This window comes from Variovorax sp. YR750 (assembly GCF_900109805.1).
Lineage (GTDB): Bacteria > Pseudomonadota > Gammaproteobacteria > Burkholderiales > Burkholderiaceae_C > Variovorax > Variovorax gossypii.
This window is the reverse complement of sequence record NZ_FOBJ01000001.1, coordinates 473,229-497,334: the sequence shown is the minus strand read 5'-3', so window position 1 is coordinate 497,334 and position 24,106 is coordinate 473,229. Positions and strand designations below refer to the sequence as shown.

The 24,106-nt window shown below is 67.5% G+C and carries 23 protein-coding genes; 3 read left to right on the top strand and 20 right to left on the bottom strand.

Annotated features, from left to right (window positions below):
- Positions 1-221 precede the first annotated feature (221 nt).
- Entirely contained in the window at positions 222-938 is a 717-nt protein-coding gene (locus BMY35_RS02215) for a helix-turn-helix domain-containing protein (RefSeq protein WP_093195353.1), read from the bottom strand.
- A gap of 69 nt (positions 939-1,007) precedes the next feature.
- On the opposite strand from BMY35_RS02215, the gene BMY35_RS02210 reads away from it, so the two are divergent.
- Both BMY35_RS02210 and BMY35_RS02205 read left to right on the top strand, forming a co-directional pair.
- Positions 1,008-1,238, top strand: a complete 231-nt coding sequence (locus tag BMY35_RS02210) for a helix-turn-helix domain-containing protein (RefSeq protein WP_093195352.1) — start codon at positions 1,008-1,010, stop codon at positions 1,236-1,238.
- A 7-nt stretch (positions 1,239-1,245) separates the two neighbouring features.
- The gene (locus tag BMY35_RS02205; protein WP_093195351.1) at positions 1,246-1,479 is read left to right on the top strand and encodes a hypothetical protein; all 234 of its coding nucleotides are present in this window, start codon (positions 1,246-1,248) and stop codon (positions 1,477-1,479) included.
- Here BMY35_RS02205 and BMY35_RS02200 read toward each other — a convergent pair.
- The 11 genes from BMY35_RS02200 to BMY35_RS38235 form a co-directional block, all read right to left on the bottom strand.
- The gene (locus BMY35_RS02200; RefSeq protein ID WP_093195350.1) at positions 1,430-1,933 is read right to left on the bottom strand and encodes a hypothetical protein; all 504 of its coding nucleotides are present in this window, start codon (positions 1,931-1,933) and stop codon (positions 1,430-1,432) included. The two genes, BMY35_RS02205 and BMY35_RS02200, sit on opposite strands and share 50 nt — an antisense overlap.
- Before the next feature lie 37 nt (positions 1,934-1,970).
- Positions 1,971-3,950 carry an ABC-F family ATP-binding cassette domain-containing protein gene (locus tag BMY35_RS02195; RefSeq protein ID WP_093195349.1) on the bottom strand — a complete coding sequence of 660 codons (1,980 nt, stop codon included), beginning with the start codon at positions 3,948-3,950 and terminating at the stop codon, positions 1,971-1,973.
- 167 nt (positions 3,951-4,117) lie between these two features.
- Positions 4,118-4,999, bottom strand: coding sequence for a 50S ribosomal protein L3 N(5)-glutamine methyltransferase (prmB, locus tag BMY35_RS02190; RefSeq protein ID WP_093195348.1), 882 nt, complete (start codon positions 4,997-4,999; stop codon positions 4,118-4,120).
- Complete coding sequence (gene dapE / locus BMY35_RS02185; RefSeq protein ID WP_093195347.1) at positions 4,999-6,180, bottom strand: succinyl-diaminopimelate desuccinylase; 1,182 nt, start codon at positions 6,178-6,180, stop codon at positions 4,999-5,001. Before dapE ends, prmB begins: the two co-directional genes overlap by 1 nt.
- A 16-nt stretch (positions 6,181-6,196) precedes the next feature.
- Positions 6,197-7,345, bottom strand: coding sequence for a PilT/PilU family type 4a pilus ATPase (locus tag BMY35_RS02180; protein ID WP_093195346.1), 1,149 nt, complete (start codon positions 7,343-7,345; stop codon positions 6,197-6,199).
- 81 nt (positions 7,346-7,426) lie between these two features.
- A complete protein-coding gene (gene dapD, locus BMY35_RS02175; RefSeq protein ID WP_093195345.1) occupies positions 7,427-8,260 on the bottom strand; it encodes a 2,3,4,5-tetrahydropyridine-2,6-dicarboxylate N-succinyltransferase in 834 nt (277 codons plus the stop codon).
- Positions 8,261-8,303: 43 nt separating this feature from the next.
- Entirely contained in the window at positions 8,304-9,524 is a 1,221-nt protein-coding gene (gene dapC, locus BMY35_RS02170) for a succinyldiaminopimelate transaminase (RefSeq protein ID WP_093195344.1), read from the bottom strand.
- A gap of 89 nt (positions 9,525-9,613) precedes the next feature.
- Positions 9,614-10,252: a LysE family translocator gene (locus BMY35_RS02165; protein WP_093195343.1), complete on the bottom strand. Its 639-nt coding sequence runs from the start codon at positions 10,250-10,252 to the stop codon at positions 9,614-9,616.
- 45 nt (positions 10,253-10,297) lie between these two features.
- Complete coding sequence (gene argA, locus BMY35_RS02160; RefSeq protein WP_093195342.1) at positions 10,298-11,644, bottom strand: amino-acid N-acetyltransferase; 1,347 nt, start codon at positions 11,642-11,644, stop codon at positions 10,298-10,300.
- A gap of 59 nt (positions 11,645-11,703) precedes the next feature.
- Positions 11,704-13,695 carry an AAA family ATPase gene (locus BMY35_RS02155; RefSeq protein ID WP_093195602.1) on the bottom strand — a complete coding sequence of 664 codons (1,992 nt, stop codon included), beginning with the start codon at positions 13,693-13,695 and terminating at the stop codon, positions 11,704-11,706.
- A 299-nt stretch (positions 13,696-13,994) separates the two neighbouring features.
- On the bottom strand, positions 13,995-14,192 hold the full coding sequence (locus tag BMY35_RS38235) for a hypothetical protein (protein ID WP_176947487.1): 198 nt from the start codon (positions 14,190-14,192) through the stop codon (positions 13,995-13,997).
- Between BMY35_RS38235 and hrpA the strand changes: the two genes are divergently transcribed.
- Positions 14,182-17,970, top strand: a complete 3,789-nt coding sequence (gene hrpA / locus BMY35_RS02150; RefSeq protein WP_256228042.1) for an ATP-dependent RNA helicase HrpA — start codon at positions 14,182-14,184, stop codon at positions 17,968-17,970. The genes BMY35_RS38235 and hrpA overlap by 11 nt on opposite strands.
- An 80-nt stretch (positions 17,971-18,050) precedes the next feature.
- On the opposite strand, the gene BMY35_RS02145 is transcribed toward hrpA, so the two are convergent.
- The 8 genes from BMY35_RS02145 to lptF form a co-directional block, all read right to left on the bottom strand.
- Positions 18,051-18,209 (bottom strand): DUF3309 family protein, encoded by a 159-nt coding sequence (locus BMY35_RS02145; protein ID WP_093195340.1) that lies wholly within the window; start codon positions 18,207-18,209, stop codon positions 18,051-18,053.
- Between the two features lie 98 nt (positions 18,210-18,307).
- Entirely contained in the window at positions 18,308-18,760 is a 453-nt protein-coding gene (locus BMY35_RS02140; RefSeq protein ID WP_093195339.1) for a DUF3592 domain-containing protein, read from the bottom strand.
- Positions 18,757-19,122: a rard protein gene (locus BMY35_RS02135; protein WP_256228040.1), complete on the bottom strand. Its 366-nt coding sequence runs from the start codon at positions 19,120-19,122 to the stop codon at positions 18,757-18,759. The genes BMY35_RS02140 and BMY35_RS02135 overlap by 4 nt, the downstream gene beginning before the upstream one ends.
- A 52-nt stretch (positions 19,123-19,174) precedes the next feature.
- Positions 19,175-20,341: a pyridoxal phosphate-dependent aminotransferase gene (locus tag BMY35_RS02130; protein WP_093195337.1), complete on the bottom strand. Its 1,167-nt coding sequence runs from the start codon at positions 20,339-20,341 to the stop codon at positions 19,175-19,177.
- 160 nt (positions 20,342-20,501) lie between these two features.
- On the bottom strand, positions 20,502-21,443 hold the full coding sequence (locus tag BMY35_RS02125) for a CysB family HTH-type transcriptional regulator (protein WP_093195336.1): 942 nt from the start codon (positions 21,441-21,443) through the stop codon (positions 20,502-20,504).
- Between the two features lie 63 nt (positions 21,444-21,506).
- Positions 21,507-21,869, bottom strand: a complete 363-nt coding sequence (locus tag BMY35_RS02120; protein ID WP_093195335.1) for a sirohydrochlorin chelatase — start codon at positions 21,867-21,869, stop codon at positions 21,507-21,509.
- Positions 21,866-22,978, bottom strand: coding sequence for an LPS export ABC transporter permease LptG (gene lptG / locus BMY35_RS02115; RefSeq protein WP_093195334.1), 1,113 nt, complete (start codon positions 22,976-22,978; stop codon positions 21,866-21,868). The genes BMY35_RS02120 and lptG overlap by 4 nt, the downstream gene beginning before the upstream one ends.
- Positions 22,975-24,099, bottom strand: a complete 1,125-nt coding sequence (gene lptF, locus BMY35_RS02110) for an LPS export ABC transporter permease LptF (protein WP_093195333.1) — start codon at positions 24,097-24,099, stop codon at positions 22,975-22,977. The genes lptG and lptF overlap by 4 nt, the downstream gene beginning before the upstream one ends.
- Positions 24,100-24,106: the final 7 nt, after the last annotated feature.

The following is a 24,106-nucleotide window of genomic DNA, read 5'->3' as shown; positions in this document are numbered from 1 at the left end:
TGGCGAAGCGGCACGACGTGCCGCGCAGCCTGGGGGCGAGCAACCTCCAGACAAAAAAAAGCCCGCACGAAGGCGGGCTCGAAGGTGACCTGCTGGAGGAGGGAGGATCAGAGGATGCAGGCCACAGGGAGAGACATGAATATCGCCTCCGAACCTGCACGCAACCTGACCTTGCTGGAATTCCGTTTCAGGCTAATTCCCGGCTCATTCTTCCTGCGAGATCAGTCCTCGTCTTCCCACTTGCCGACCACGGTGCCCAGGATGGAGAAGGGCGTGCGCACCGGCTCGTGTTTCGGGTTCAGGGGCAGCAGCCAGCGGCGGCCGTCGTCCTGCTTGAATACCTTGAAGGTGACTTCGTCGCTGTCCTCCAGCTTCGCGATCACGCGCTCGCCGTCGTCGGGCTTCCGCAGCGCGGTGTCGACGAACACGATGCAGCCGGGCGGGTAGCTCTTCAGCAGGCCGCTGGGCGAGGTCATGCTGTCGCCGCGAACGCGCAGCGCGTAGCTCTGGAGGCTGTGGTGGGCGATGCAGGGAATCCAGCGCTCGGCGTGCGGCTGCTGCGAGATCTCGTGGCTGTCCCAGTTGGCGGCATCCGCCCAGGAAATGAGGGGCACGGTGCCGGGCGTGCGCGGGTTGAAGCTCGGGATCGACGGCGGCGTGTGTGTCACCCGATAAGGCCCCGGCGGCTCGTTGGCCCGGTCGCGGGCCTGGCGGATCTGGTCTTCGTCCCAGGGAGCGGGGCCGTCGCCGGTGTCGAGCCAGTTCGGATCGGCGCGGTAGGCACGCGCCAGGGCCAGCACGCTCATGGAGCGGGTGACGTCTCCGCGCTCGATCTTGGAAATGCTGGATTGCTTGACGCCGGAGACCGCTTCGGCCTGCTTCTGCGTCATCTTGGCGAATTTGCGCGCGGCCAAGGCGCGTTTGGCAATGCTGTCCATCGGATGGGGATTTAAGCCCAAACGAATATTCACCTCAAACTCTAGAATAGTTAAAAAAGGGAGGAATAGATGAAGCCACGGGAGTTGGTGCTGGCGCTGAGGGCCATGGGGCTCACGCAGAAGCAGATCGAACAGAGAACCGGCATTCCGCAGCCGACGATCAGCAAGATCGGCCTCGGGCGGGTCGCCGACGTGATGTCGCGCCACTACGTCGCGCTGGTGGCCGCCTACGAGCAGCGGGTGAGGGAGGAGACCCTGAAGCCCGCGCCCGAGGCCCGCCGCCGGTCCGCGAAGCGATGAGCGCGTGGTGCGCAAGCGATTGCCGTCGGGCCTGCGGCTCGACCGCGCCTTGTGCGTGCTGCTGGCGCTGCTGTCCCTCGCGGGGCTGGCCGTCGGGCTGATCCTGGGGCGCCCGGCCATCGCCGGCGGCGGCTGCTTCGGGCTGGTTTGCGCGGCCTGGGCGGCGCAGGTGCTGTTCGACCGCGAGGCGCTCAGGCGCTCTCGTGCGGTTCGGGAGGCGCGAGAGCGAGAGTGGAGCTGACGCGCACGCAGTCCTTGATGTGCTGCTCGCCGAGCGCGCGCAGCGCCGCGTAGCCGAGCGCGGCCGACACCACCTGCCCGGCAATGGGCACGTACTTGGTGGCCTGCTTGGCCGTGAGGCGCACGCCGGCATGCTTTGCCAGGCGCAGCAGCAGGTCGCGCGTGACGAGGCGGCCCACCAGCAGGGCACCCACGGTGGTCGCGGCCTTCTGGATGCGCTCACGCTGGTGCGGCGCGAGCTTTTCGACCTGGGTGACCGAGAGGCCGAATTCCGCGCTGATCTGCGGCACCAGCCGGGAGAGCAGCGCGGCGTCGGCCATCCAGTCGAGGCCGGGCAGGGGAACCGCGCTCGCCGCTGCCGCCATCAGCGCCTTGCGGCTGATGAGGCGGCGGCTGCGGTGGATGGCGGCGATGAGTTTCTCGTCACCACGGGCCAGTTCGATGGCTGACGGCATCCGGCGACTCCCTTGCTTGCTCGTTGCTTGCCGTGGCTCAGGCCGCCAGGGCTTCCAGCTGGTCCGACAGGGCCAGCCAGCGCTCCTCGAGGCGGCCGATTTCGTCGTTGAGCGCCTTCAGGCGCTTGCCGGCGTCGGCGATCTCGGCCGGCGGCAGCGGCTGGGCCAGGCGCGCCTCGAGCTCGGTGCGCTCGGTGCCGGCCTTGGCCAGGCGTTCGTCGATCTGGGCGATCTCGCGCTTGAGCGGCTTGGCCTGGTCGCTGCGCTGCTGGCGGTCCTGGGCGTCCTGCTTGCGCTGCTGCGGTGCGGCTGCGGGAGCGGCCGCCGGAGCCGCGGCGGCCTCGGCCTCGCGCACCGCCACCTTGGCTTCCTCGCGCAGGCGCTTGGATTCGTCGAGCAGGTAGCGCTGGTAGTCGTCGAGGTCGCCGTCGAAATCGCCGACCACGCCGCGGCCCACCAGCCAGAACTCGTCGCACACCGAGCGCAGCAGCGCACGGTCGTGGCTCACCAGCATCAGCGTGCCCTCGAACTCGTTGAGCGCCACGGCCAGCGCCTCGCGGGTGGCCAGGTCGAGGTGGTTGGTCGGTTCGTCGAGCAGCAGCAGGTTGGGGCGCTGCCACACCATCATCGCGAGCACGAGGCGGGCCTTTTCGCCGCCGCTCATGGTGCCCACGGGCTGCTTGACCATGTCGCCGCTGAAGTTGAAGCTGCCCAGGTAGCCGCGCAGGGCCTGCTCGCCGGAGGGCTCCTTGGCGTTGCCGCCGAGCTCGCGAGCCAGCCGCACCATGTGCTCCAGCGGGTTGCTCTCGGGGTGCAGCACGTCGAGTTCCTGCTGCGCGAAGTAGCCGATGTTCAGGCCCTTGCCCTCGGTGACCTGGCCCGCCAGCGCGCCCATCTCGCGCGCGATGGTCTTCACCAGCGTCGACTTGCCCTGGCCGTTGGCGCCCAGGATGCCGATGCGCTGGCCCGCAAGCACCGAGCGGTTCACGCCGCGCAGGATGGTCTTGGGCTCATCGTCTTCGACGACGTAGCCGAAGCTCGCGTTGCTGATCGAAAGCATCGGGTTCGGGATGTTGCCCGGCTCCTTGAACTCGAAGCTGAAATCGGCCTCGGCCAGCAGCGGCGCCACGCGCTCCATGCGCTCCAGCGCCTTGACCCGGCTCTGCGCCTGCTTGGCCTTGCTGGCCTTGGCCTTGAAGCGGTCGATGAACTTCTGCAGGTGGGCGATCTTGTCCTGCTGCTTGGCGAAGGCCTGCTGCTGCTGCTCCATCTGCAGCGCGCGCATGTCCTCGAACTTGCTGTAGTTGCCGCCGTAGCGGGTGAGCTGGGCGTTGGCGATGTGCAGGGTGACGTCGGTCACGGCGTCGAGGAACTCGCGGTCGTGGCTGATGACGATCATGGTGCCCTGGTACTTCTGCAGCCAGGCTTCGAGCCAGACCAGCGCGTCCAGGTCCAGGTGGTTGGTGGGTTCGTCGAGCAGCAGCAGGTCGCTCGGGCACATCAGTGCGCGCGCCAGCTGCAGGCGCATGCGCCAGCCGCCCGAGAAGCTGTTGACGGGCGCGTCGAGCTCGTGCGTCTTGAAGCCCAGGCCGAGGATCAGCGCCTGTGCCCGCGGCACGGCGTCGTGCTCGCCGGCATCGGCCAGGTCGGTGTAGGCGTGGGCCAGTTCCATGCCGATGTCGGCGTCGTCGGGGTTCTCGGCGTAGGCGGCCTCGATGGCGGCCAGCGACTCGCGCAGCTCTGTGAGGCGGGTGTCGCCGCCCACCACGAAGTCGGTGGCCGAATCCTCGGTCTCGGGCATGTTCTGCGCCACCTGGGCCATGCGCCACTGCTTCGGGATGGAGAAATCGCCGCCGTCTTCGTGCAGCGAGCCGTTGAGCAGGGCAAAGAGGGTCGACTTGCCGGCGCCGTTGCGGCCCACCAGCCCGACCTTCTCGCCGGGGTTGAGGGTGACCGTGGCGCCGTCGAGCAGGACCTTGGCGCTGCGGCGAAGAATGACGTTCTTGAGAGTGATCATGAAAGAGGAACCGTAGGGGCGATTATCCCGCCCGGCCCTTCGGGCCCCTGAAAAAGGGGCAAAGGCGCAGGGAAATGCGCAGGAAGGTGCGGGAAATGGCCCGGTGAATGGGGTTTCGCAGCCAATGGCTGCGGGAAAGCGGCGGAAAGGGGCTGGGGCGGGTGCAGCTAACGCGCGCCGGCGCCGGCCACCAGGGCGTCGCGCGTCACCAGCAGGACCTGGTCCTCGCCCGCCGAGGTCTCGAGCCAGAAGACTTCGAGATGCGGAAAGGCCGCCTCGAAGTACTCGCGCTCGTTGCCGATCTCCAGCACCAGCACCGCCTGTTCGCTCATGCGCGAGGGCGCATCGGCGAGCAGCTGGCGCACGAAGTCCATGCCGTCAGTGCCGCCGGCCAGCGCCAGCTCGGGCTCCGCGCGGTATTCGGCGGGCAGGGCGGCCATGCTGGCACTGTTCACGTAGGGCGGGTTGCACAGCACCAGGTCGTAGGGACCGGGCAGGTTCTTCAGCCCGTCCGATTCGACCAGCCTGACGCGCGCGTCCAGCTCATGGCGGGTGATGTTGATGGCGGCGACCTCGAGAGCCTCGACCGACAGGTCGGCCGCGTCCACCGTCACTTCCGGATACGTGAGCGCCGCCAGCACGGCGAGGCTGCCGTTGCCGGTGCACAGGTCGAGCACGTGCTGCGTGTGTTCGCCCAGCCAGTAGTCGATGGTTCCGTCGGCGATCAGCTCGGCGATGAAGCTGCGCGGCACGATGGCGCGCTCGTCCACGTAGAAGGGCACGCCCTGCAGCCAGGCTTCCTTGGTGAGGTAGGCGGCGGGCTTGCGCGTCGAGATGCGTTCGTCGATGAGCGCGGCCACCTTGCCGGCGTCCGCAGGCGAGACGGGCTTGTCGGCCACGCCGTCGAGGTCGTCCAGCGGCAGCTTCAGGCGCCACAAGACCAGCCAGGCAGCCTCGTCGAAGGCGTTGGCCGTGCCGTGACCGAAGGCGACACCGGCTTCTTCCAGCCGCTTCGCGCCCGACTCGATGAGTTCGATGACGGTGCTCATCAGCTGGCGAGCGCGGCATCGAGCCGCTTGATGGTGCGCAGGTAGAGGTTCTTCAGCGTCTCGATCTCGGCCACGTCGATGTGCTCGTCGATCTTGTGGATGCTGGCGTTCACCGGGCCCAGCTCGACCAGCTGCCTGCAGATCTTGGCGATGAAGCGTGCGTCGCTGGTGCCGCCGCTGGTCGACAGCTCGGTCTCGATGCCGGTCTCGTCGCGGATCGCGTCCTGCACGGCAGTGACCAGCTCGCCCGGCGTGGTCAGGAAGGGCAGGCCGCCGATGGTCCAGGCGAGCGTGTAGTCGACCTTGTGCGCGTCGAGCACGGCATGCACGCGCTGCTGCAGCGACTCGGGCGTGGACTCGGTCGAGAAGCGGAAGTTGAAGTCGATCACCGCGCTGCCCGGAATCACGTTGCTCGCGCCGGTGCCTGCGTGGAAGTTGCTGATCTGCCAGCTGGTCGGCTGGAAGTACGGGTTGCTCGCCGCGTCCCAGCCGCCGGCGGCATTGATGGCCACCAGTTCGGCCAGCGCGGGCGCCACCGCGTGCACCGGGTTCTTCGCCAGGTGCGGATAGGCGATGTGGCCCTGCACGCCCTTGACCGTGAGCTTGCCGCTCATGGTGCCGCGGCGGCCGTTCTTGATCATGTCGCCGCAGCGCTCCACCGCGGTGGGCTCGCCCACGATGCAGTAGTCGATGGTTTCGCCGCGCGCGGCCAGCGCATTGCAGACGACCACGGTGCCGTCGACGCCGGGGCCTTCCTCGTCGCTCGTGAGCAGCAGGGCCAGCGTGAGCTTCGGCTCGGGCTGCGCCTGCAGGAATTCCTCGATGGAGGTGACGAAGGCTGCGACCGAGGTCTTCATGTCGCAGGCGCCGCGGCCGTAGAGCTTGCCGTCGCGGTGCGTCGGCGTGAACGGGTGGCTGGTCCACTGCTCGACGGGGCCGGTGGGCACCACGTCGGTGTGGCCGGCGAACACCAGCGTCTTCGTGGCGGCCTTCGCGTTCGCGGGTCGGCGCACCGCCCAGAGGTTGGTCACCCGGAAGTCGGCCGGGCCGCTCTCGATGGTCTCCAGCGTGAAGCCGAGTCGCGCCAGCCGCTCGCCGAGGATCTGCTGGCAGCCCGCGTCGTCGGGGGTGACGGAAGGGCGCGAGATGAGTTGTTCGGCGAGCTGGAGCGTACGGGACATCGGGAAAAGGCTGGGTTCAGAACTTCACGTCTAGCGTGATGTCGGTGAAAGTGGGTTCGTCGACCTGGTCGGTGAGATTGCGGTCGTCGACCTGCTGCTTGGGCGCCGCGCGGTTCTGCAGGCGCCACATGAGGTTGGTGGGGGAGTCGGCCTGCGACAGGCCCTCTTCGCGCGTCACGCGCTCCTCGACGATGAGGCGGGCGATGTCTTCCTCGAAGGTCTGCGAGCCTTCGGCCATCGACTTCTCCATGGCCTCCTTCACGCCGGAGAAGTCGCCCTTCTCGATCAGCTCGGCCACCAGCGCGGTGTTGAGCATGACTTCCAGCGCCGGCACGCGCCCACCCACCGGCGTGCGCAGCAGGCGCTGCGACACGATGGCGCGCAGCGCGCCGCCCAGGTCGCCCAGCAGCGTAGGGCGCACCTCGACGGGGTAGAAGCTCAGGATGCGGTTCAGCGCGCGGTAGCTGTTGTTGGCGTGCAGCGTGGCCACGCACAGGTGGCCCGACTGCGCATAGGCGATGGCGGCGGACATGGTGTCGCGGTCGCGGATTTCGCCGATCTGGATCACGTCGGGTGCCTGGCGCAGCGCGTTCTTCAGCGCCGTCTGCAGCGAGGTGGTGTCGCTGCCCACGTCGCGCTGGTTCACCACCGACTTCTTGTTGGTGTAGGTGAACTCGATCGGCTCCTCGACCGTGAGGATGTGGCCGCTGGCGTGCTCGTTGCGGTAGTCGAGCATCGAGGCCAGCGTGGTGGTCTTGCCAGCGCCGGTGGCGCCGACCATGAGGATCAGCCCGCGTCGCTCCATGATGAGCGTCTTCAGGATGTCCGGGAGGTTCAGCTCGTCGAAGCTGGGAATCGTGGAGGCGATGTGCCGCACCACCACCGCATAGGTGCCGCGCTGGCGCATGGCGCTCACGCGGTAGTTGCCCGCGTCCTCGATGTGGACGGCCATGTTCAGCTCGCCCGTGCTCTCCAGCTCCTGGATGCGCGCGGCGGGCACCACCTCGGACAGCAGCGCCAGCGGCGCCGTGGGCGGCAGCACCTGCGCGTTGACGGGCAGGCAGATGCCGTTGATGCGGATCAGCACCGGAGAGTGGGCAGAGAGATAGATGTCGGATGCCTTGCGCTCGGCCATCAGACGAAGAAGCCGTTCCATCATGTTCATCGGTCTCTCTCCTCGGGTGCTGTTGTTTTCTCTGGGACTCTGAAGAAAACCGGCCCCGGAAGAGGGGCCGGCGGGGAGTTGTCAGTCGCGCAGGAGGTCGTTGAGGCTGGTCTTGGAGCGCGTCTGCGCGTCGACCGTCTTGACGATGATCGCGGCGTAGGTGCTGTAGTCCTGGCCCGACTTGGTCTTCTTGGGCAGGTTGCCGCTGATGACCACGCTGCCGGCCGGCACGCGGCCGTACGAGATCTCGCCGGTGTCGCGGTTGAAGATCGGGGTGCTCTGGCCGATGTACACGCCCATGCCGAGCACGGAGTTCTCTTCGACGATCACGCCTTCGACCACTTCGGAGCGCGCGCCGATGAAGCAGTTGTCCTCGATGATGGTCGGGTTGGCCTGCAGGGGCTCCAGCACGCCGCCGAGGCCCACGCCGCCCGACAGGTGCACGTTGGCGCCGACCTGCGCGCACGAACCCACGGTGGCCCAGGTGTCGACCATGGAGCCTTCGCCCACGTAGGCGCCGATGTTCACGTACGAGGGCATCAGGATCGCGCCCTTGCCGATGAAGCTGCCGCGGCGGGCCACGGCCGGCGGCACGATGCGCACGCCCGAGTCCTTCAGTTCGTTGGCCGACAGGTGCGAGAACTTGGTCGGCACCTTGTCGTAGAAGCCGAGCGAGCCGGCCTGGATCTGTTCGTTGTCCTTGAGGCGGAACGACAGCAGCACGGCCTTCTTGATCCACTGGTGCACGGTCCACTTGCCCACGCCTTCGCGGGTGGCCACGCGCAGCTTGCCGTTGTTGAGTTCGGTGATGACGTGCTCGACGGCGTCGCGCACTTCGGCCGACGAGGCGGCGACCGAGATGTTGGCGCGGTCTTCCCACGCGGCGTCGATGATTTGTTGCAGTTGCTGGGTCATGGAGAGTCTCGGGTGAAAAATGGGAGCAGGAAAGCGAAGCGGATCAGCGGCGGGCGTCCTTGCAGAAGCGGACGATGCGCTCTGCGGCCTCCACGCATTCGGCCGTTTCGGCCACAAGCGCCATGCGGATGCGGCCACGGCCGGGATTCGTGCTGTGCGCGCCGTACGTCGTCTCGCGCGCCAGATAGCTCCCCGGCAAAACCGTCACATTGTATTGAGCGTAGAGCTCCCGGGCGAAGGCTTCGTCGTCGCCAGCCCACACTTCGGGCACGCCGGCCCAGAGGTAGAAGCTGGCGTCGGGCAGCCGCACGTCGAGCACCGGCTCCAGCAGCGGCGTGACGGCCGCGAACTTGGCGCGGTACTGGGCGCGGTTGTCGACCACGTGCGACTCGTCGCCCCAGGCGGCGATGCTGGCCGCGGCCACGGCGCCGCTCATGGCGCTGCCGTGGTAGGTGCGGTAGAGCAGGAATTTCTTGATGATGGCCGCGTCGCCCGCCACGAAGCCGCTGCGCAGGCCGGGCACGTTGCTGCGCTTGGACAGCGAGGTCAGCGCGATCAGGTTGCGGAAGTCGGGCCGGCCGAGCTTGACCGAGGCCTCGAGGCCGCTGAGCGGGGGCTCGTCGCGGAAGTAGATCTCGCTGTAGCACTCGTCGGCGGCGATCACGAAGCCGTGGCGGTCGGAAAGGGCGAAGAGCTTCTTCCACTCGTCCAGCGCCATCACGGCGCCGGTCGGGTTGCCCGGCGAGCACACGAAAACCAGCTGCGTGCGGGCCCAGACCTCCTCGGGCACGCTGTCCCAGTCGACCGCGAAGTTGCGCGCGGGCACGCTGGGCACGTAGTACGGCTCGGCACCGGCGAGCAGGGCCGCGCCCTCGTAGATCTGATAGAACGGATTGGGCGACAGCACCACCGGCTGCGGCGAGGCGGTCGGGTCGACCACCGTCTGGGCCAGCGAGAACAGCGCCTCGCGCGAGCCGTTGACGGGCAGCACCTGCGTGGCCGGGTCGAGGGCGAGGCTGTAGCGGGTCTTGAGCCAGCCGGTGAAGGCGGTGCGCAGCTTCAGGTCGCCGGCGGTGGCGGGATAGGCGGCCAGCGCGCCGAGGCTGGCGCTCAGCGCGTCCTTGATGAAACCCGGCGTGGCGTGCTTGGGTTCGCCGATGCCCAGGCTGATGGCCGGGAACTCGGGGCTGGGCGTGACGCCCGCGAACAGCTGCTTCAGCCGTTCGAAGGGGTAGGGTTGCAACCGGGAAAGCAGGGGATTCATGGCCGGGATTATCGGTGACAGGTCTTACCGCTCCCGGCGAAGCGGCTACTCGCGGAGGCCGGCTGCAGGGGGGCTGGGGCGGGGCGCCGTCAGGTCGCGCTGCGGCGATAGAAAGCCAGCGAGCCGGCCAGCGCCAGCAGCATGCCGCCGCAGGCGCGGTCGATCCAGCGCGTGGCCGACACGGTCAGCAGCCGGATCGCCCGGGCGCCCACGAAGGCGTAGGCCAGCATCACGGCCATGTCCAGCGCCGCGAATATCAGGGCGATGACGATGTACTGCGGCGCCTGTGCGGCCGATGGGTCGATGAACTGCGGCAGCAGCGCCGAGCAGAAGATGTAGCCCTTGGGGTTGGTCACCGCCACCAGGAAGGACTTGAAGAAGATGCGCCGGCTCTCGCCCGCCGAGACCGAAGGCGCCGCGTCCGCCGCGGGCAGGTGGAAGCCGCCCTTGGAGCGCAGCATCCGCAGGCCCAGCCAGGCGAGGTACACCGCGCCGACCCACTTCAGCATCGAGAACCAGAATTCCGACGCCGCCAGCAGCGCCCCCAGGCCCAGGGCCACGGCGCCTACCAGCACGAAGTCGGACAGCACCGCGCCCAGCATGCCCGGCAGCGCTCGCCGCACACCGTGCCGGGAGCCGTTGCTCAGTGCCAGCAGCACCGTGGGGCCGGGCGTGGCGATGGCGGCGAAGGCCACGATGGCGAAGAGCAGGGCGGTTGCGAGCGTCATCGGGGCAGTCTCCTTGTGTGTTCCTACGGGGGACGAGGGCTGGAATTAGATCTTCTTGACCAGCACCAGGCTCTTGCGGTCCCAGTTGTACTTGCGCTTGCGCGCCTCGGGCAGCCAGTCGGGGTTGACCTGCTGGAAGCCGCGCTTGAGGAACCAGTGCATGGTGCGCGTGGTGAGCACGAAGATGCTTTCCAGGCCCATGGCCTTGGCGCGGTGCTCGATGTGCTTGAGGATGCGCTCGCCGTCGCCCTGCGACTGCGATTGCGGCGACACCGTGAGCGCGGCCATCTCGGCGGTGCGCGCCTCGGGGTACGGGTAGAGCGCCGCGCAGCCGAAGATCACGCCGTCGTGCTCGACCACCGTGTACTGGTGGATGTCGCGCTCGATCTCGGTGCGGTCGCGCTTGACCAGCGTGCCGTCGCGCTCGAAGGGCTCGATCAGCTGCAGGATGCCGCCGATGTCGTCCACCGAGGCCTCGCGCAGGCTCTCGAGCTTCTCGTCGATCACCATCGTGCCGACGCCGTCGTGCACGTACACCTCCAGCAGCAGCGAGCCGTCGAGGGCAAATGGCAGGATGTGGTTGCGCTCCACGCCGGCCTTGCAGGCCTTCACGCAGTGCTGCAGATAGAAGGCGGTGTCCGTCGGCTTCTGCGGCGGCGGCAGCGAGGCCAGCAGCTTCTCGGCGGCGTCCAGCGGCAGCTCGGTGTCGATCGGGTTGTCGTCGCTCTCGGGCAGCTCGCTGTCGATGCGGATACCCGGAATCTCGGTCAGGAAGATCAGCTTGTCGGCCTGCAGCGAGATGGCGACGCTGGTGGCGACTTCTTCCATCGTCAGGTTGAAGGCTTCGCCGGTGGGCGAGAAGCCGAAGGGCGACATCAGCACCATCGCGCCGAAGTCCAGCGTGCGGCGGATGCCGGCCGCGTCCACCTTGCGCACCAGGCCCGAATGCTTGAAGTCCACCCCGTCGACCACGCCCACCGGGCGCGCGGTGATGAAGTTGCCCGAGATCACCCGGACCGTGGAGCCCGCCATCGGCGTGTTGGGCAGGCCCTGGCTGAAGGCGGCCTCGATCTCGTAGCGCAGCTGGCCGGCTGCCTCCTGGGCGGAGTCGAGCGCCACCTCGTCGGTGATGCGGATGCCGTGCGAATACTTCGCCTCGTGCCCCTTGGCCGCGAGCTGCTCGTTGACCTGCGGCCTGAAGCCGTGCACCAGCACGATCTTCACGCCCATGCTCTGGATCAGCGCCAGGTCCTGCGCGATGTTCTGCAGCTTGCCCGCCGCGATCGCCTCGCCCGCGAGCCCGACCACGAAAGTCTTACCGCGGTGCGTGTGGATGTAAGGCGCGACCGAGCGGAACCAGGGCACGAAGGTGAAATTGAAGACGGTGGACATGGGGCGTGATTGTGCATTCATGAAAAGCCATTTGCCTGACCCGGCCCGACCGGGCCGAATCAGGCGATCGCGCGCAGCACGCGGGCCGCGCTCGCCGGGATGGCGCCGCCACCGCCGCCGGGCGGCGAAGGCGGCGGCAGGCCGACACGATCGGCGCGGAAGCTCGCCAGCAGCGCCGCGTAGGCGTCCGTAGCCGCGCCGCCGGCACCGGACACCGGGTCCGGCAGCCCGAGCATCCCGGCCAGCTCCGATGGGGCGATCGAACCGTGGCGCAGCAGCGCGTCGACCACCGCCATCAGCGCCGGCGTATGGGCGTCCAGCAGCGCGAGCGCGCGGGCGTGCTCCTGCTCCAGCAGCGCCTCGATCTCGGGGTTGGTCGCGGCGATGTCGGTGTTGACGTTGTCGTTCGGGTCGTTCGCCACGTCGGTGCGGCTCAGGCGCGTGCCGAAGGCGAAGTGGCGCACGTACTGCGCGGCCTGGGCGGTCGCCTGCATGAAGTCCTGCGTGGCGCCCGTGGTGCAGGCCTGCTCGCCGAACACCAGCTGCTCGGCGGCGCGGCCCGCAAGGCTCACGCAGATGCGGTCGCGCAGGTTCTCCCTCGACCAGGCCTTGCGCTGCTCGTAGCTGTTGTAGCCGCCCTCGAACGAGGCCACGTTGATCTTGATCTCCTGCGGCGCGCGGGCGAAGAGCAGGCCGTACACCACGCCGTGACCGGCCTCGTGCACGGCGAGCAGGGCGCGGAAGTCCTCGCTCGAGCGCTGCTTGAGGCGGTTCAGCTCCAGCGTGACCGGAAACTGGCGGCGCGCCTTGCGGTACTTCGCGGTGATGGCCGACACGCCCGCGTCCAGCGTGAGCCACACGGGTTCGCTGCCGTTGGCGCCTTGCTCCAGCGCCCACAGCGCGGCATTGACCAGCGTGGCGCTCAGGATCGCGTGGATCGACGAGAACAGCGGACGCGTGCCCTGCGCCGGGAACACGGCGTTGGCGTAGATCTGCTCATACACGCTCGCGTCCAGCACGAAGCGCACGCCGGAGCTTTCCTGGATCTCGGCCACGTAGCGGTCGCAGATCGACAGGATCAGGCGCACGTAGGTCGCGCGGTTGAACGAGGGGTAGATCACGTGGTTGTTGCCCAGGCGGGCGATCTGCTCGGGACGGAAGCGCTCGGCCAGCGCCTTCTTCACGTCGATGACTGAGAGCTTCTTTGTCAGCTCGTGGAAGATGTCGGCGTCGGTGTCGCAGTCCTCGACGCGCTGGGCCGTCTCGGCGTACATCTCGTCGAGATTGCCCGAGACGAACACCAGCAGCTTGCTGTAGTCGGTTTCCCAGCTCTGCTGGGTGTCGCGGAAGGCGCGCAGGCGCGCGTGCACCTCGGCGGGCTTCCACGCCATGATCTGCAGCAGCGTCTCGGAGAGCTTCAGGCAGCGCTTCACCTCGCGCGCCTCCCAGGGCGACAGGTGCAGCTTGCGCTTCTTGTCTTCCTTTTTCTTTTCGGTGCCGTCGCGGTCCTGCGTGTACTCGGCGTACGCGAGCGAGGACTCGATCTCGCCGAGCATCGAGAGCGCGGGCGGCAGGCGGCCGTCGGACAGCAGCGCCCACACGTCCTGGTAGCGCTCGACCTTGGCGTCGCTGCCGTTGCCTTCCACCGTGCGGAAGCGCTGGAACTCGTCGAGCACCAGGATGCCGGGCATGCCTTCGGCAATGCCCGACTCGGCCAGCATGGCCGAGATGGAGCCGCGGCTGTGATAGCCCGAGCCATGGCTGAAGCCGTCCATCTGCACTTCGATGAAGCGGTCGTAGAAGCCCAGATGCTGCGCGAGCCTGCGCACCAGCTGCGTCTTGCCGGTGCCGGTGAGACCCCAGAGGCAGACGATGACGGGGCGGCTGATGAGCTGCGGCAGCACATACCAGGCGCGAAGCGAATCGATCACGCGATCGATGATGTCGTCGATGCCGAAGAGCTCGGTCTTCAGCGCTTCGGCGACGGTTTGCAGATGGCGAGTGCGCTCGGCGAGCTCGGCATGCAGTTGGGAGCGGATGTCTTTGGACATGATCTGGTTTTTCTTTTTCTTCGGCTCCTGGAGCCGTTCATACAGGTACACAGGTACGGAAAGGCGGCCGCTCCTTCGGCATGAAGGAGTCGGCTGTCGGGACGCTGTGGGTGTCGGTTGCGGCGCTTCTGTGTCCGAAGCGCGCGAACGTGCGCGAAGCTTCGGTCAGGCAGGACGAGGCAACTTGACCCGCCCGTGCGCACTGGGCGCACGGCTTGCGCAGCGACGGCGCAAGGTGATGGGGGCAAGGCGATAGGACATGGACGCGATCGTAGTGGCGGTTTGCAATTGAGTAAAGACTATTTACGGATCGTGTTGCAACGAAACCGCGCGATGTGGATGCCGTGCAACAGCCGCGGTGCGCGCCGATAATCGACGGTTTGCCCGCCGCGCCGGCCCGACGACTGTTTTCCCTTGACGACCACCACACCACTTCGCATCGAATTTCCCGAATCGCTTCCTGTATCGAGCAGGCGCGACGAGATCATGGCCGCCATCTCGGCGCACCAGGTCGTGATCGTCTGCGGCGAGACGGGCTCGGGCAAGACCACGCAACTGCCGAAGATCGCCCTCGCGCTGGGCCGCGGCAAGCTCAATGCCGAGCCGGGCAAGGGCCGGCTCATCGGCCACACGCAGCCGCGCCGCATCGCCGCGAGCTCGGTGGCCAAGCGCATCGCCGAAGAGCTGAAGACGCCGCTGGGCGACGTGGTCGGCTTCAAGGTGCGCTTCCAGGACCGCCTGTCGCGCGACGCTTCCGTCAAGCTGATGACCGACGGCATCCTGCTGGCCGAGACGCAGACCGATCCGCTGCTGAAGGCCTACGACACGCTCATCATCGACGAGGCCCACGAGCGCTCGCTGAACATCGACTTCCTGCTGGGCTACCTGCGCGAGATCCTGCCGCGCAGGCCTGACCTGAAAGTCATCGTCACCTCGGCCACCATCGACGCCGACCGCTTCGCGCAGCACTTCGCCTCGGCGAAAGGCCCGGCGCCCACCATCTTCGTCTCGGGCCGTACCTACCCGGTGGAGCAGCGTTACCGGCCCTTCGAGGAATCGCGCGAGCACGACCTGAACGACGCCATCGCCGACGCGGTCGACGAGCTCTGGCGCGATCCGCACAACGCGGGCGACATCCTCGTCTTCCTGCCCGGCGAGCGCGAGATCCGCGAGGCGGCCGACCATCTGCGCCGCCACCTGAGTCACCAGCCGCTGCTGCGCAGCGCCGAAGTGCTGCCGCTGTTCGCGCGGCTGTCGGGCCCCGAGCAGGACCGCATCTTCGACGGCCACACGGGCCGCCGCATCGTGCTCGCAACCAACGTGGCCGAGACCTCGCTCACGGTGCCGGGCATCCGCTACGTTATCGATACGGGCACGGCGCGCGTCAAGCGCTACAGCTTCCGCAGCAAGGTCGAGCAGCTGCTGGTCGAGCCGATCAGTCAGGCGGCCGCCAACCAGCGCGCGGGCCGCTGCGGCCGGGTGGCGAACGGCATCTGCATCCGGCTCTACGACGAGAAGGACTTCGAGGGCCGCCCGCGCTTCACCGACCCTGAAATCCTTCGCTCCTCGCTGGCGGGCGTGATCCTGCGCATGAAGTCGCTGCGCCTGGGCGATGTGGCGCGCTTCCCGTTCCTGGAGGCGCCGTCGCCGCGCGCCATCGCCGACGGCTACCAACTGCTCAACGAACTGGGGGCGGTCGACGACGCCAACGAGCTCACGCACACCGGCGCCGAGCTGTCGAAGCTGCCGCTGGACCCGCGCGTGGGCCGAATGATTCTCGAAGCCCGTTCGCGCAGTGCGCTCGAAGAAGTGCTCATCATCGCCTCGGCCCTCAGCGTGCAGGACGTGCGCGACCGCCCGATGGACGCGCAACAGCAGGCCGACCAGGCGCATTCGAAGTTCGACGACGAGAAGAGCGAGTTCAGCGGCTACCTGCGGCTGTGGAAGTGGATCGCCGACGCGCGCGGCGGCCATGGCGACACCCACAAGCTCAGCAACCGGCAGTACGAACAGCTGTTGCGGCAGAACTTCATCAACATCCGCCGCGTACGGGAGTGGCGCGACATCCATTCGCAGCTGCTCACGGTGGTCACCGAGCACAAGTGGCGCATCAACGCCGAGCCGGCGGGCTACGAGGCGCTGCACATGTCGATGCTGTCCGGACTGCTGGGCAACATCGGCTGGAAGCTGGAGGACGACGAGGCCTACCTCGGTGCCCGCGGCATCAAGTTCTACCGGCACCCCGGCGCCCACCTGAAGAAGAAGCCCGGGCGCTGGATCGTTGCGGCCGAACTGGTCGAGACCACGCGGCTCTTCGGGCGCGGCATCGCCAACATCGAGCCACAGTGGCTCGAGCAGGTGGCGGGGCACCTGCTGAAGAAGCAGCTGCTCGATCCGCACTGGGAGAAGAAGGGCGCGCAGGTGTCGGCGCTGGAGCGCGCGACGCTCTATGGGCTCGTGGTGTACAGCGGCCGGCGCGTCGACTTCACGCGTGTCGACCCGGTCGCCGCGCGCGAGATCTTCATCCGCGAGGCGCTGGTCGGCGGCCAGTGGGAAAGCCGGTTCCCGTTTTTGCAGGCCAACCGCAAGCTGGTGCGCGAGGTGGAAGGGCTGGAGCACAAGTCGCGTCGGCAGGACGTGCTGGTCGACGACGAACTGATCTTCGCCTTCTACGACGCACAGCTGCCCGCCGACGTGGCCAGCGGCACCAGCTTCGAGAACTGGTACCGCCAGGCGTCGAAGGAGCAGCCGCGCCTGCTGTTCCTGACGCGCGACGAGCTCATGCGCCACCAGGCGGCGGGTATCACCACGCAATCATTCCCGCCGACGCTGCGGCTCGGCGGCGTCGATTGCGCCGCGAGCTACCTGCACGAGCCCGGCGACGCGAAGGACGGCCTCACCGTCAGCGTGCCGCTCTTCGTGCTCAACCAGGTGAGCGAGGAGCGCTGCGAGTGGCTGGTGACGGGCATGCTCAAGGACAAGATCCAGGCGCTGCTCAAGAGCCTGCCGCAGCGCCCGCGTTCGCGGCTGGTACCGCTGCCCGAGTCAGCCTCGAAGCTGGCGGAGGAGCTGTCGGTGCCCGAACTCTTCGGCACCGGCTCGCTGACCGACGTGCTGCTCAAGCGCGTGCGCGACATGACCAGCATCGACGTCAAGCGCGCCGACTTCAAGCTCGACATGCTGGCGCCGCACCTGTTCATGAACCTGCGCGTGATCGACGAGCATGGCCGGCAGCTGGGCATGGGGCGCAACCTCGGTGCGCTGAAGGCCGAGCTGGGTGCGCAGGCTCGAGGGGCCTTCCAGGCGCTGGCGGGGCTGAACGTCAAGGCGTCGCCGGAGAAGAAGGCTGCCGGCGCTGCGCCGGATGACCGCCCGAAGCAGTCCTCGAAGGCGGCGGATGCACCCGCGCCCGCCGCGCTGCCGGCCGGCCAGCGCTACACGGCCTGGACCTTCGGCGAGCTGCCCGAGCTGATGGAAGTGCGTCGCGGATCGCAGTCGCTGATCGGCTTTCCGGCGTTGCGCGACGAAGGCGACGCTGTGACCATCGAGGTGTTCGACGAGCCCGCCGTGGCCGCCGCGAAGCATCGGGCCGGGCTGCGCCGCCTGTTCGCGCTGCAGCTCAAGGACGCGCTCAAGTACCTCGAGAAGAACATCCCCGACCTGCAGAAGATGTCGGTGGCCTATATGCCGCTGGGCACCTCGGAGGAGCTGCGCGCCCAGATCATCGACGTGGCGATCGACCGGGCCTTCCTGCAGGAGCCGCTGCCGACAGACGAGTTCGCGTTCAAGCGCCGACTGGAGGAGGGCCGTGGCCGCCTCACGCTGATCGCCAACGAGGTGGCGCGGCTCGCGTCGGCCATCCTCGTCGAGTACGCCGCAGCCGCGCGCAAGATCAAGGACACCAAGATCCAGCCCGACGCCGTGCAGGATGCCGCGCAGCAGCTTCAGCGCCTTGTCGGCAAGCGCTTCATCGCCGAGGCGCCGTGGACGCAGCTGCAGCATTTCGCGCGGTATCTGAAGGCGATCGTGCTGCGGCTCGACAAGCTGCGCGCGGACCCGGCGCGCGACGCCGGCAAGTTGGCCGAGCTGAAGCCGCAGGACCAGCGCTACTGGCGGCTGGTGGCCGAGCGCAAGGGCGTCGTGGACGAGCGCATGCTCGAATTCCGTTGGCTGCTGGAGGAGTTGCGCGTGAGCTTCTTCGCGCAGGAGTTGCGCACGCCGCAGCCTGTGAGCGTGAAGCGGCTCGACAAGGCCTGGGCGCAGCTGCAGGCCTGACGACGGGTTTGCCGGACGAAGAAAAGCCCGCTCGCGCGGGCTTTTCCTTTTTCGTGTTCGGGGCGCGATGGTCGCAAGGCCTATATGCGCCCCATGAGCACGAGGATCACCACGATCAGCACGACCAGGCCAAGGCCGCCACTGGGCCCGTAGCCCCACGCGCGGCTGTAGCCCCAGCTTGGCAGTGCGCCGATCAGCAGCAGGATCAGGACGATCAGCAGAATGAACGAGAGCGACATGTTTGTCTCCAGGGCGTTGTTGTGATGAGCTTTCATGCTCGCCCTGTCGTGTCGCGTGGGAGGCCGGAGGGTAGCCCCTCCGGTGGTCAGGCAACGTCCTACCGTGGGCGTCGGCGCTTTGCCGGTGCGCTCGCAGGCACGAACAGCAGTCCCGCCGTCACCAGCAGGAAAACAAGGCCCAGGCCGCCCGTGATGGTCGCGCCGCCCCACAGCGAGAAGAAGCCGTCGAGACGGGCGTCCTGCGGGTTCTCCGGGTCGAAGAAGACGTTCACCGTCTCGCCCACTTCGTAGGAAGGCGGGCTGCTGCTGCTCGAGGGCGCGAACTCGATGATCTCGCCCGACGGCGCCTTGAAGCGCACCAGCGGCTTCCAGGTGCCCGATTCGTTGCGCTTCGAGCTTTCCACGTAGAGCAGCCGCATCACCTCGCCCTGCGTGCGGCTTGCCGATGCGATGAAGGAAGTCGTGTTGTGGTGCAGCAGCCAGGCGACGCTGCACAGCACCACGGCCACTGCACCGAAAACGAGCCTCAGGATCGTGACCGGGTTCTTCATTCGGGCAGGGGCTTTCCGAACAGTGCGGCGGCGGCGATGGCGCAGAGGCCGGACAGCACGGTGCACACGACCAGGAAGCCGATCGCGCCAAGGGTCGCGACGAACGCCCTGGCGATGGGCCGGGTGCGGAAGAAATAGAGGGGCACCCCCAGCGGCGGGAACAGGCCGGCCAGCAGCGCCGAGCGTCCCGGCGGCAGCACGCCGCGCTCCAGCCCGTCGGCTCGGCACCACGTGTAGCAGAGGGCCCCGATGAGCAGGCTGTGGACCACGTCGATCACCGAGTACGGCTTGCCGGCCATCGACGGCACGATCGGCGAGAGCACGCCCGCCACGACGAACGAGAGCGCCAGTGCAAGAAGCACCCGGCGCGGCCTGTTCATCGTGATGGCCATCCGGTTGCCGAGCGTGCGGCCCTCAGAGCCGCGCGAGGCGGTCCAGCGCGGCCAGCAGCGTCTCGTCCTTCTTGGCGAAGCAGAAGCGCACCACCCGCTGGTCGAAGCCGTTGCCGTAGAAGGCCGACAGCGGAATGGCGGCCACGCCGATCTCGCGCGTGAGCCACAGGCAGAACTCGGCCTCGGACAGATCGCTCACCTCCGAGATGTCGACGCACTGGAAGTAGCTGCCCTCGCTGCGCAGCAGCCTGAAGCGGGTCTTCTCGGCCAGGCCCGCGGCGAACAGGTCGCGCTTGCGCTGGTAGAAGGCCGGCAGCTCGAGGTAGGGCTTCGGCTCGGCCATGTATTGCGCGAGCGCGTGCTGCATCGGCGTGTTCACGGTGAACACGTTGAACTGGTGCACCTTGCGGAACTCGGCCATCAGCGGGGCCGGCGCGGCCACGTAGCCGACCTTCCAGCCGGTGACGTGATAGGTCTTGCCGAAGCTGCTGACGATGAAGCTGCGCGCGGCCAGGCCCGGGAAGCGCGCCACGCTCTCGTGCCGGGCGCTGTCGAACACCATGTGCTCGTAGACCTCGTCGCTGATGACGAACACGTCGGTGGGCGCGAGCAGCTCCTCGAGCCGCCGCATCTCGGCTTCGGTCCAGACCGTGGCGCTCGGGTTGTGCGGCGTGTTGATGATGATGGCGCGCGTGCGCGGCGTGAGCGCGCCGGCGATCTTGTCGAAATCGGGGCGGAAAGTGCCCGGCACCAGCGGCACCCGCACCACGCTGCCGCCGGCCAGCTCGATGTTGGGCACGTAGCTGTCGTAGCAGGGCTCGAGCACGATCACCTCGTCGCCCGGACGCACCACCGCGAGGATGGCCGTGATGATCGCCTGCGTGGCGCCGGCTGTGACGGTGATCTCCGTGGCCGGGCTGTAGTCATGGCCGTACTGCGCCGAGATCTTGGCCGAGATGGCTTCGCGCAGCGCCGGAATGCCCGGCATCGGCGGGTACTGGTTGTGGCCTGCCGCCATCGCGGCCGTCACGTCCTCGAGCAGCTTCGGGTCGCAGTTGAAATCGGGAAAGCCCTGGCCCAGGTTGACCGCGTTCTTCTCGGCGGCCAGCGCCGACATCACGGTGAAGATGGTGGTGCCGACGGCCGGCAGCTTGGTGCCGACTTCGGGTGTGCGTGGTGGCGTGCTCATGATGTTCGTGATTTCTTCAACTGTTGTTCCGCATGCCACTTGCTCGTCGCTGCCTCTTCCAGAAACACCGCGGAACCGGCTTTGCCGGGCCGCAGGTATTGCCCCCGGAAGGGGGTTGGCGAAGCGACACGAAGTGCGCGAAGCCTGGGGGTGATCCTGTTTACAGCTCGTAGTCTTGTTGGTGGCCGCTCAAGGCCTTGGCGATCAGGTTGCGGTCGAGGCGGTCGGAGAGCAGCTCCGCGAACTTGAAGACGAAGTTGCGCAGATAGGCGCTGCGCTTGAACGCAACCCGCGCGATATTCTGGCCGAACACATGGCCCATCGGGCGCACCACGAGGTCGGCATTCGACTCGTCGCGCACAGCCATTTCGGCCACGATGCCCACGCCCAGCCCGAGGCGCACGTAGGTCTTGATCACGTCCGAGTCGATGGCTTCGAGCGCGATGCGCGGCGTGAGCTTCTTCTGGGCGAACGCGTGGTCGATGCGCGTGCGGCCGGTGAACGACGGGTGGTACGTGATGATCGGCTCGCTCGCCAGGTCTTCCAGCGAGATGCGCTCCTTGGAGGCCAGCGGGTGGTCCTTGGGGAGCACCAGCACGTGCTGCCATTCGTAGCAGGGCAGGGTCACCAGCTCGGCGTAGCCGTCGAGCGATTCGGTGGCGATGCCGATCTCGGCGATCTCGTCGATCACCATGCGTGCCACCTGGTCGGGCGAGCCCTGGTGCAGGCTCACGTTGACCTTGGGATACGCCTCGCGCAGGTTGGCCACGGGCACCGGCAGCACGTAGCGCGCCTGGGTGTGGGTGGTGGCGATGGAGAGGGTGCCGCTGTCCTGGGCGCTGAACTGCTCGCCGATGCGCTTGAGGTTGCCCACCTCGCGCATGATCAGCTCGATGCTGGCGATGACGTGCTGGCCCGGCTCGGTGACGCGCTTCAGCCGCTTGCCGTGGCGCGCGAAGATCTCGACGCCCAGTTCTTCCTCGAGTTCGATGATGGCCTTGGATACACCGGGCTGCGAGGTGTGCAGCGCCTTGGCCGCCTCGGTGAGGTTCAGGTTGCGCCGCACGGCTTCCTGAACAAACTTGAACTGATGCAGATTCATATCAAATTCCGTCTTATTGCGGAATTCATTATGCCTTCAGAATCTATTGAAATTGCCGGATGTTCAGGATTTGACCGCAATCCTTGCCAGGAGATCGACCAGTTCGGGCTCTTCACCCACGATCCGCGCGAGCGTGAAGCCGATGGCCGGCCAGCGCTGGCGCAGCGCATCGAGTTGGTGCGGCAGGTCTTCGCGGGCGTGCTTGCCCATTCCCAGGAAGAGAGGAACGACGCGGATGGCGGTGGCGCCACCGGCAACCAGCGTTGCCACGGCCGTAGGCAGGTCGGGCTCGGCCAGTTCCATGTAGGCGCAGGCCACGCGGGCATCGGGCTCGTCGGCGAGCACCCGGGCAGCAACGGCCTCGATGGGCTGGCGCCAGCGCTCGTCGCGCGAGCCGTGCGCCAGCAGGACGATGCCCCGCGTCATCGTCGCAGCACGAGCCAGCTGAAGGCCGTGAGCGACATCACCGAATAGATCATCCCGGGTGCCGCCGCCGTGAGCCAGGGCGACCAGTTGCTGAGATTGCCCAGGTAGCCGAACACGTTGTTCAGCAGGAAGAAGCTGATGCCGATCATCACGCCGCCGAACACGTAGGTGGTGATGCCGGCCTGGCGGAAGTGCAGGTAGGCGAAGGGCAGGGCGAGCACCACCATCACCAGGCACGACAGCGGGTAGAACACCTTGCGCCAGAACTCGATCTCGTAGCGCTGCGCGGTCTGGCCGTTGGCGTCGAGGTGGCGGATGTAGTCGAACAGGTCGATCGTGCTCATCCGGTCGGGGCGCAGCAGCGCGACCGACACCATTTCCCCGGTCAGCGAGGTCGGCCAGTTCACCTGAGGGATCTTGGTGGTGACGATGTGCGCCTGCTCCGCCGAGCTGCGGGTGTCGTACTTCTGCTCGGCGACGTCTGTGAGCAGCCAGTGGCCGTCGTTGCCGATGGTGGCCGAGGCGGCGACGATCTGGGTCTTGATGTAGCCGTTGTCGTCGAACTCGAAGATGCGTGGGTTCTTCAGCGCGCCCTTGCGGTCGATGGCCAGCACGTTCACGGCGTAGGAGGCGTTGTCCCGCTTTTCCTTGAGCCAGGCACCCGTGTTGCCGGCCAGCGAGTAGGTGCCCTGGTACCTGGCCTTGAGCAGCTGGCCCGTGCGCTCGGAAGCCGGCGCCACGTAGTCGCCGATGGCGAAGGTCAGCACCACGAAGCCGATGCCCAGCAGCAGCAGGGTGCGCAGCGCGCGCCAGGGGCCCAGCCCGCTGGTGCGCAGGATGGTGTATTCGGAGCTCTGCGCCAGCCGGGCCATGACGAAGATCGAGCCGATCAGCACGGTGATCGGCAGCAGTTCGTAGAGATGGCTCGGGACCAGCAGGGTCACGTAGACCAGCGCCTGCGCGGGCCCGTAGTTCAGGCTGTCGGGCTTGCCGATGGACTGCAGTTCGTCGACGAAGTCGAAGAAGAAGAAGAGGCACAGGAAGCCGAGCGTCACGAACGCGACGGCCTTGAGCACCTCGACGTAGATCAGGCGTCTTATCGTTTTCACGTGGGTTCGATCTTGGGTGTGGGCGACACGGCGCGAGTCGACGGGTTCGACCTGATCCGCCGGCCCCAGTTGTTCTGACGGGCGCCGAGCCATGCCAGGTTGATCAGCAGCACGCCGCCGTGCAGCATCAGCATGAAGCCGCCCATGCCGTACTTGCCCGAGCTGATCCAGCTCTGGCCCAGGTTGAGCATGTTGTAGTAGACGACGAAGGCGAACAGCGCGAGCAGCAGGTTGCCGCTGCGGCCGACGCGCGGGTTGGCGCTGGACACGTTCAGCGCCAGCAGCACGAAGTTGATGGCCGCCAGCAGCATGCCGATGCGCCAGGCCAGCTCACCGCGGCTGGGGGCGCCGGCGTCGGTCAGCAGGGACAGCGTCGTGCGCGCGCGCGGCGGCGTCGCGTCGTTGACCAGGCCGGAGTTGCCGCCGGCGCGGGTGCCGTAGGTCTTGAACTCGCTGATCTTCAGGCCGGTGGCCGCCATCGGCTGCTCGAGCCGCTGGCCGTTGTTGAGCAGCAGGTAGCGCGAATCGCCGATGTTCTCGATGCTGCCGCTGCGCGCCGAGGTGGTGATCTGCATGTTGCGCTCGATCGACCAGATGAAGACGTTGGTGGCCTTGGAGTTGTCCGGTGTCTCCTTGTCGATGAAGAACACGCGCACCCGGCCGGCGGATTCGCGGAACTCACCCGGCGCCACGCGCTCGATGTCGCTGCGCTGCTCGTACTGCTTGCGCATGCCGATGGTCTGCGAGTTGGCCCAGGGCCAGCCCACCAGCGCCATCACGGCGATCAGGATCAGCACCGGCCAGGCGAAGCGGAACAGCGGCTTGACGAAGTCGGCCAGGCCGCGCCCGCTGGAGAACCAGATGACCATCTCGCTGTCGCGGTACATGCGCGAGAGGGTGCCGACGATGGCGATGAACAGGCTCAGACTCAGGATGGTCGGCATGTAGCCGAGCACCGTGTAGGTCATGACCAGGAACACCTCCTGCGGGTTCACACTGCCCTTGGACGCGAGCCCGAGGGTGCGGATGAGCATCATGGTCATCACGATGGTGACCAGTACCACGAGGGTCGCTCCGAAGCTGCGGGACAGCTCCTTGCGTAGGGAAGAATGGAATAACATCGTTCGA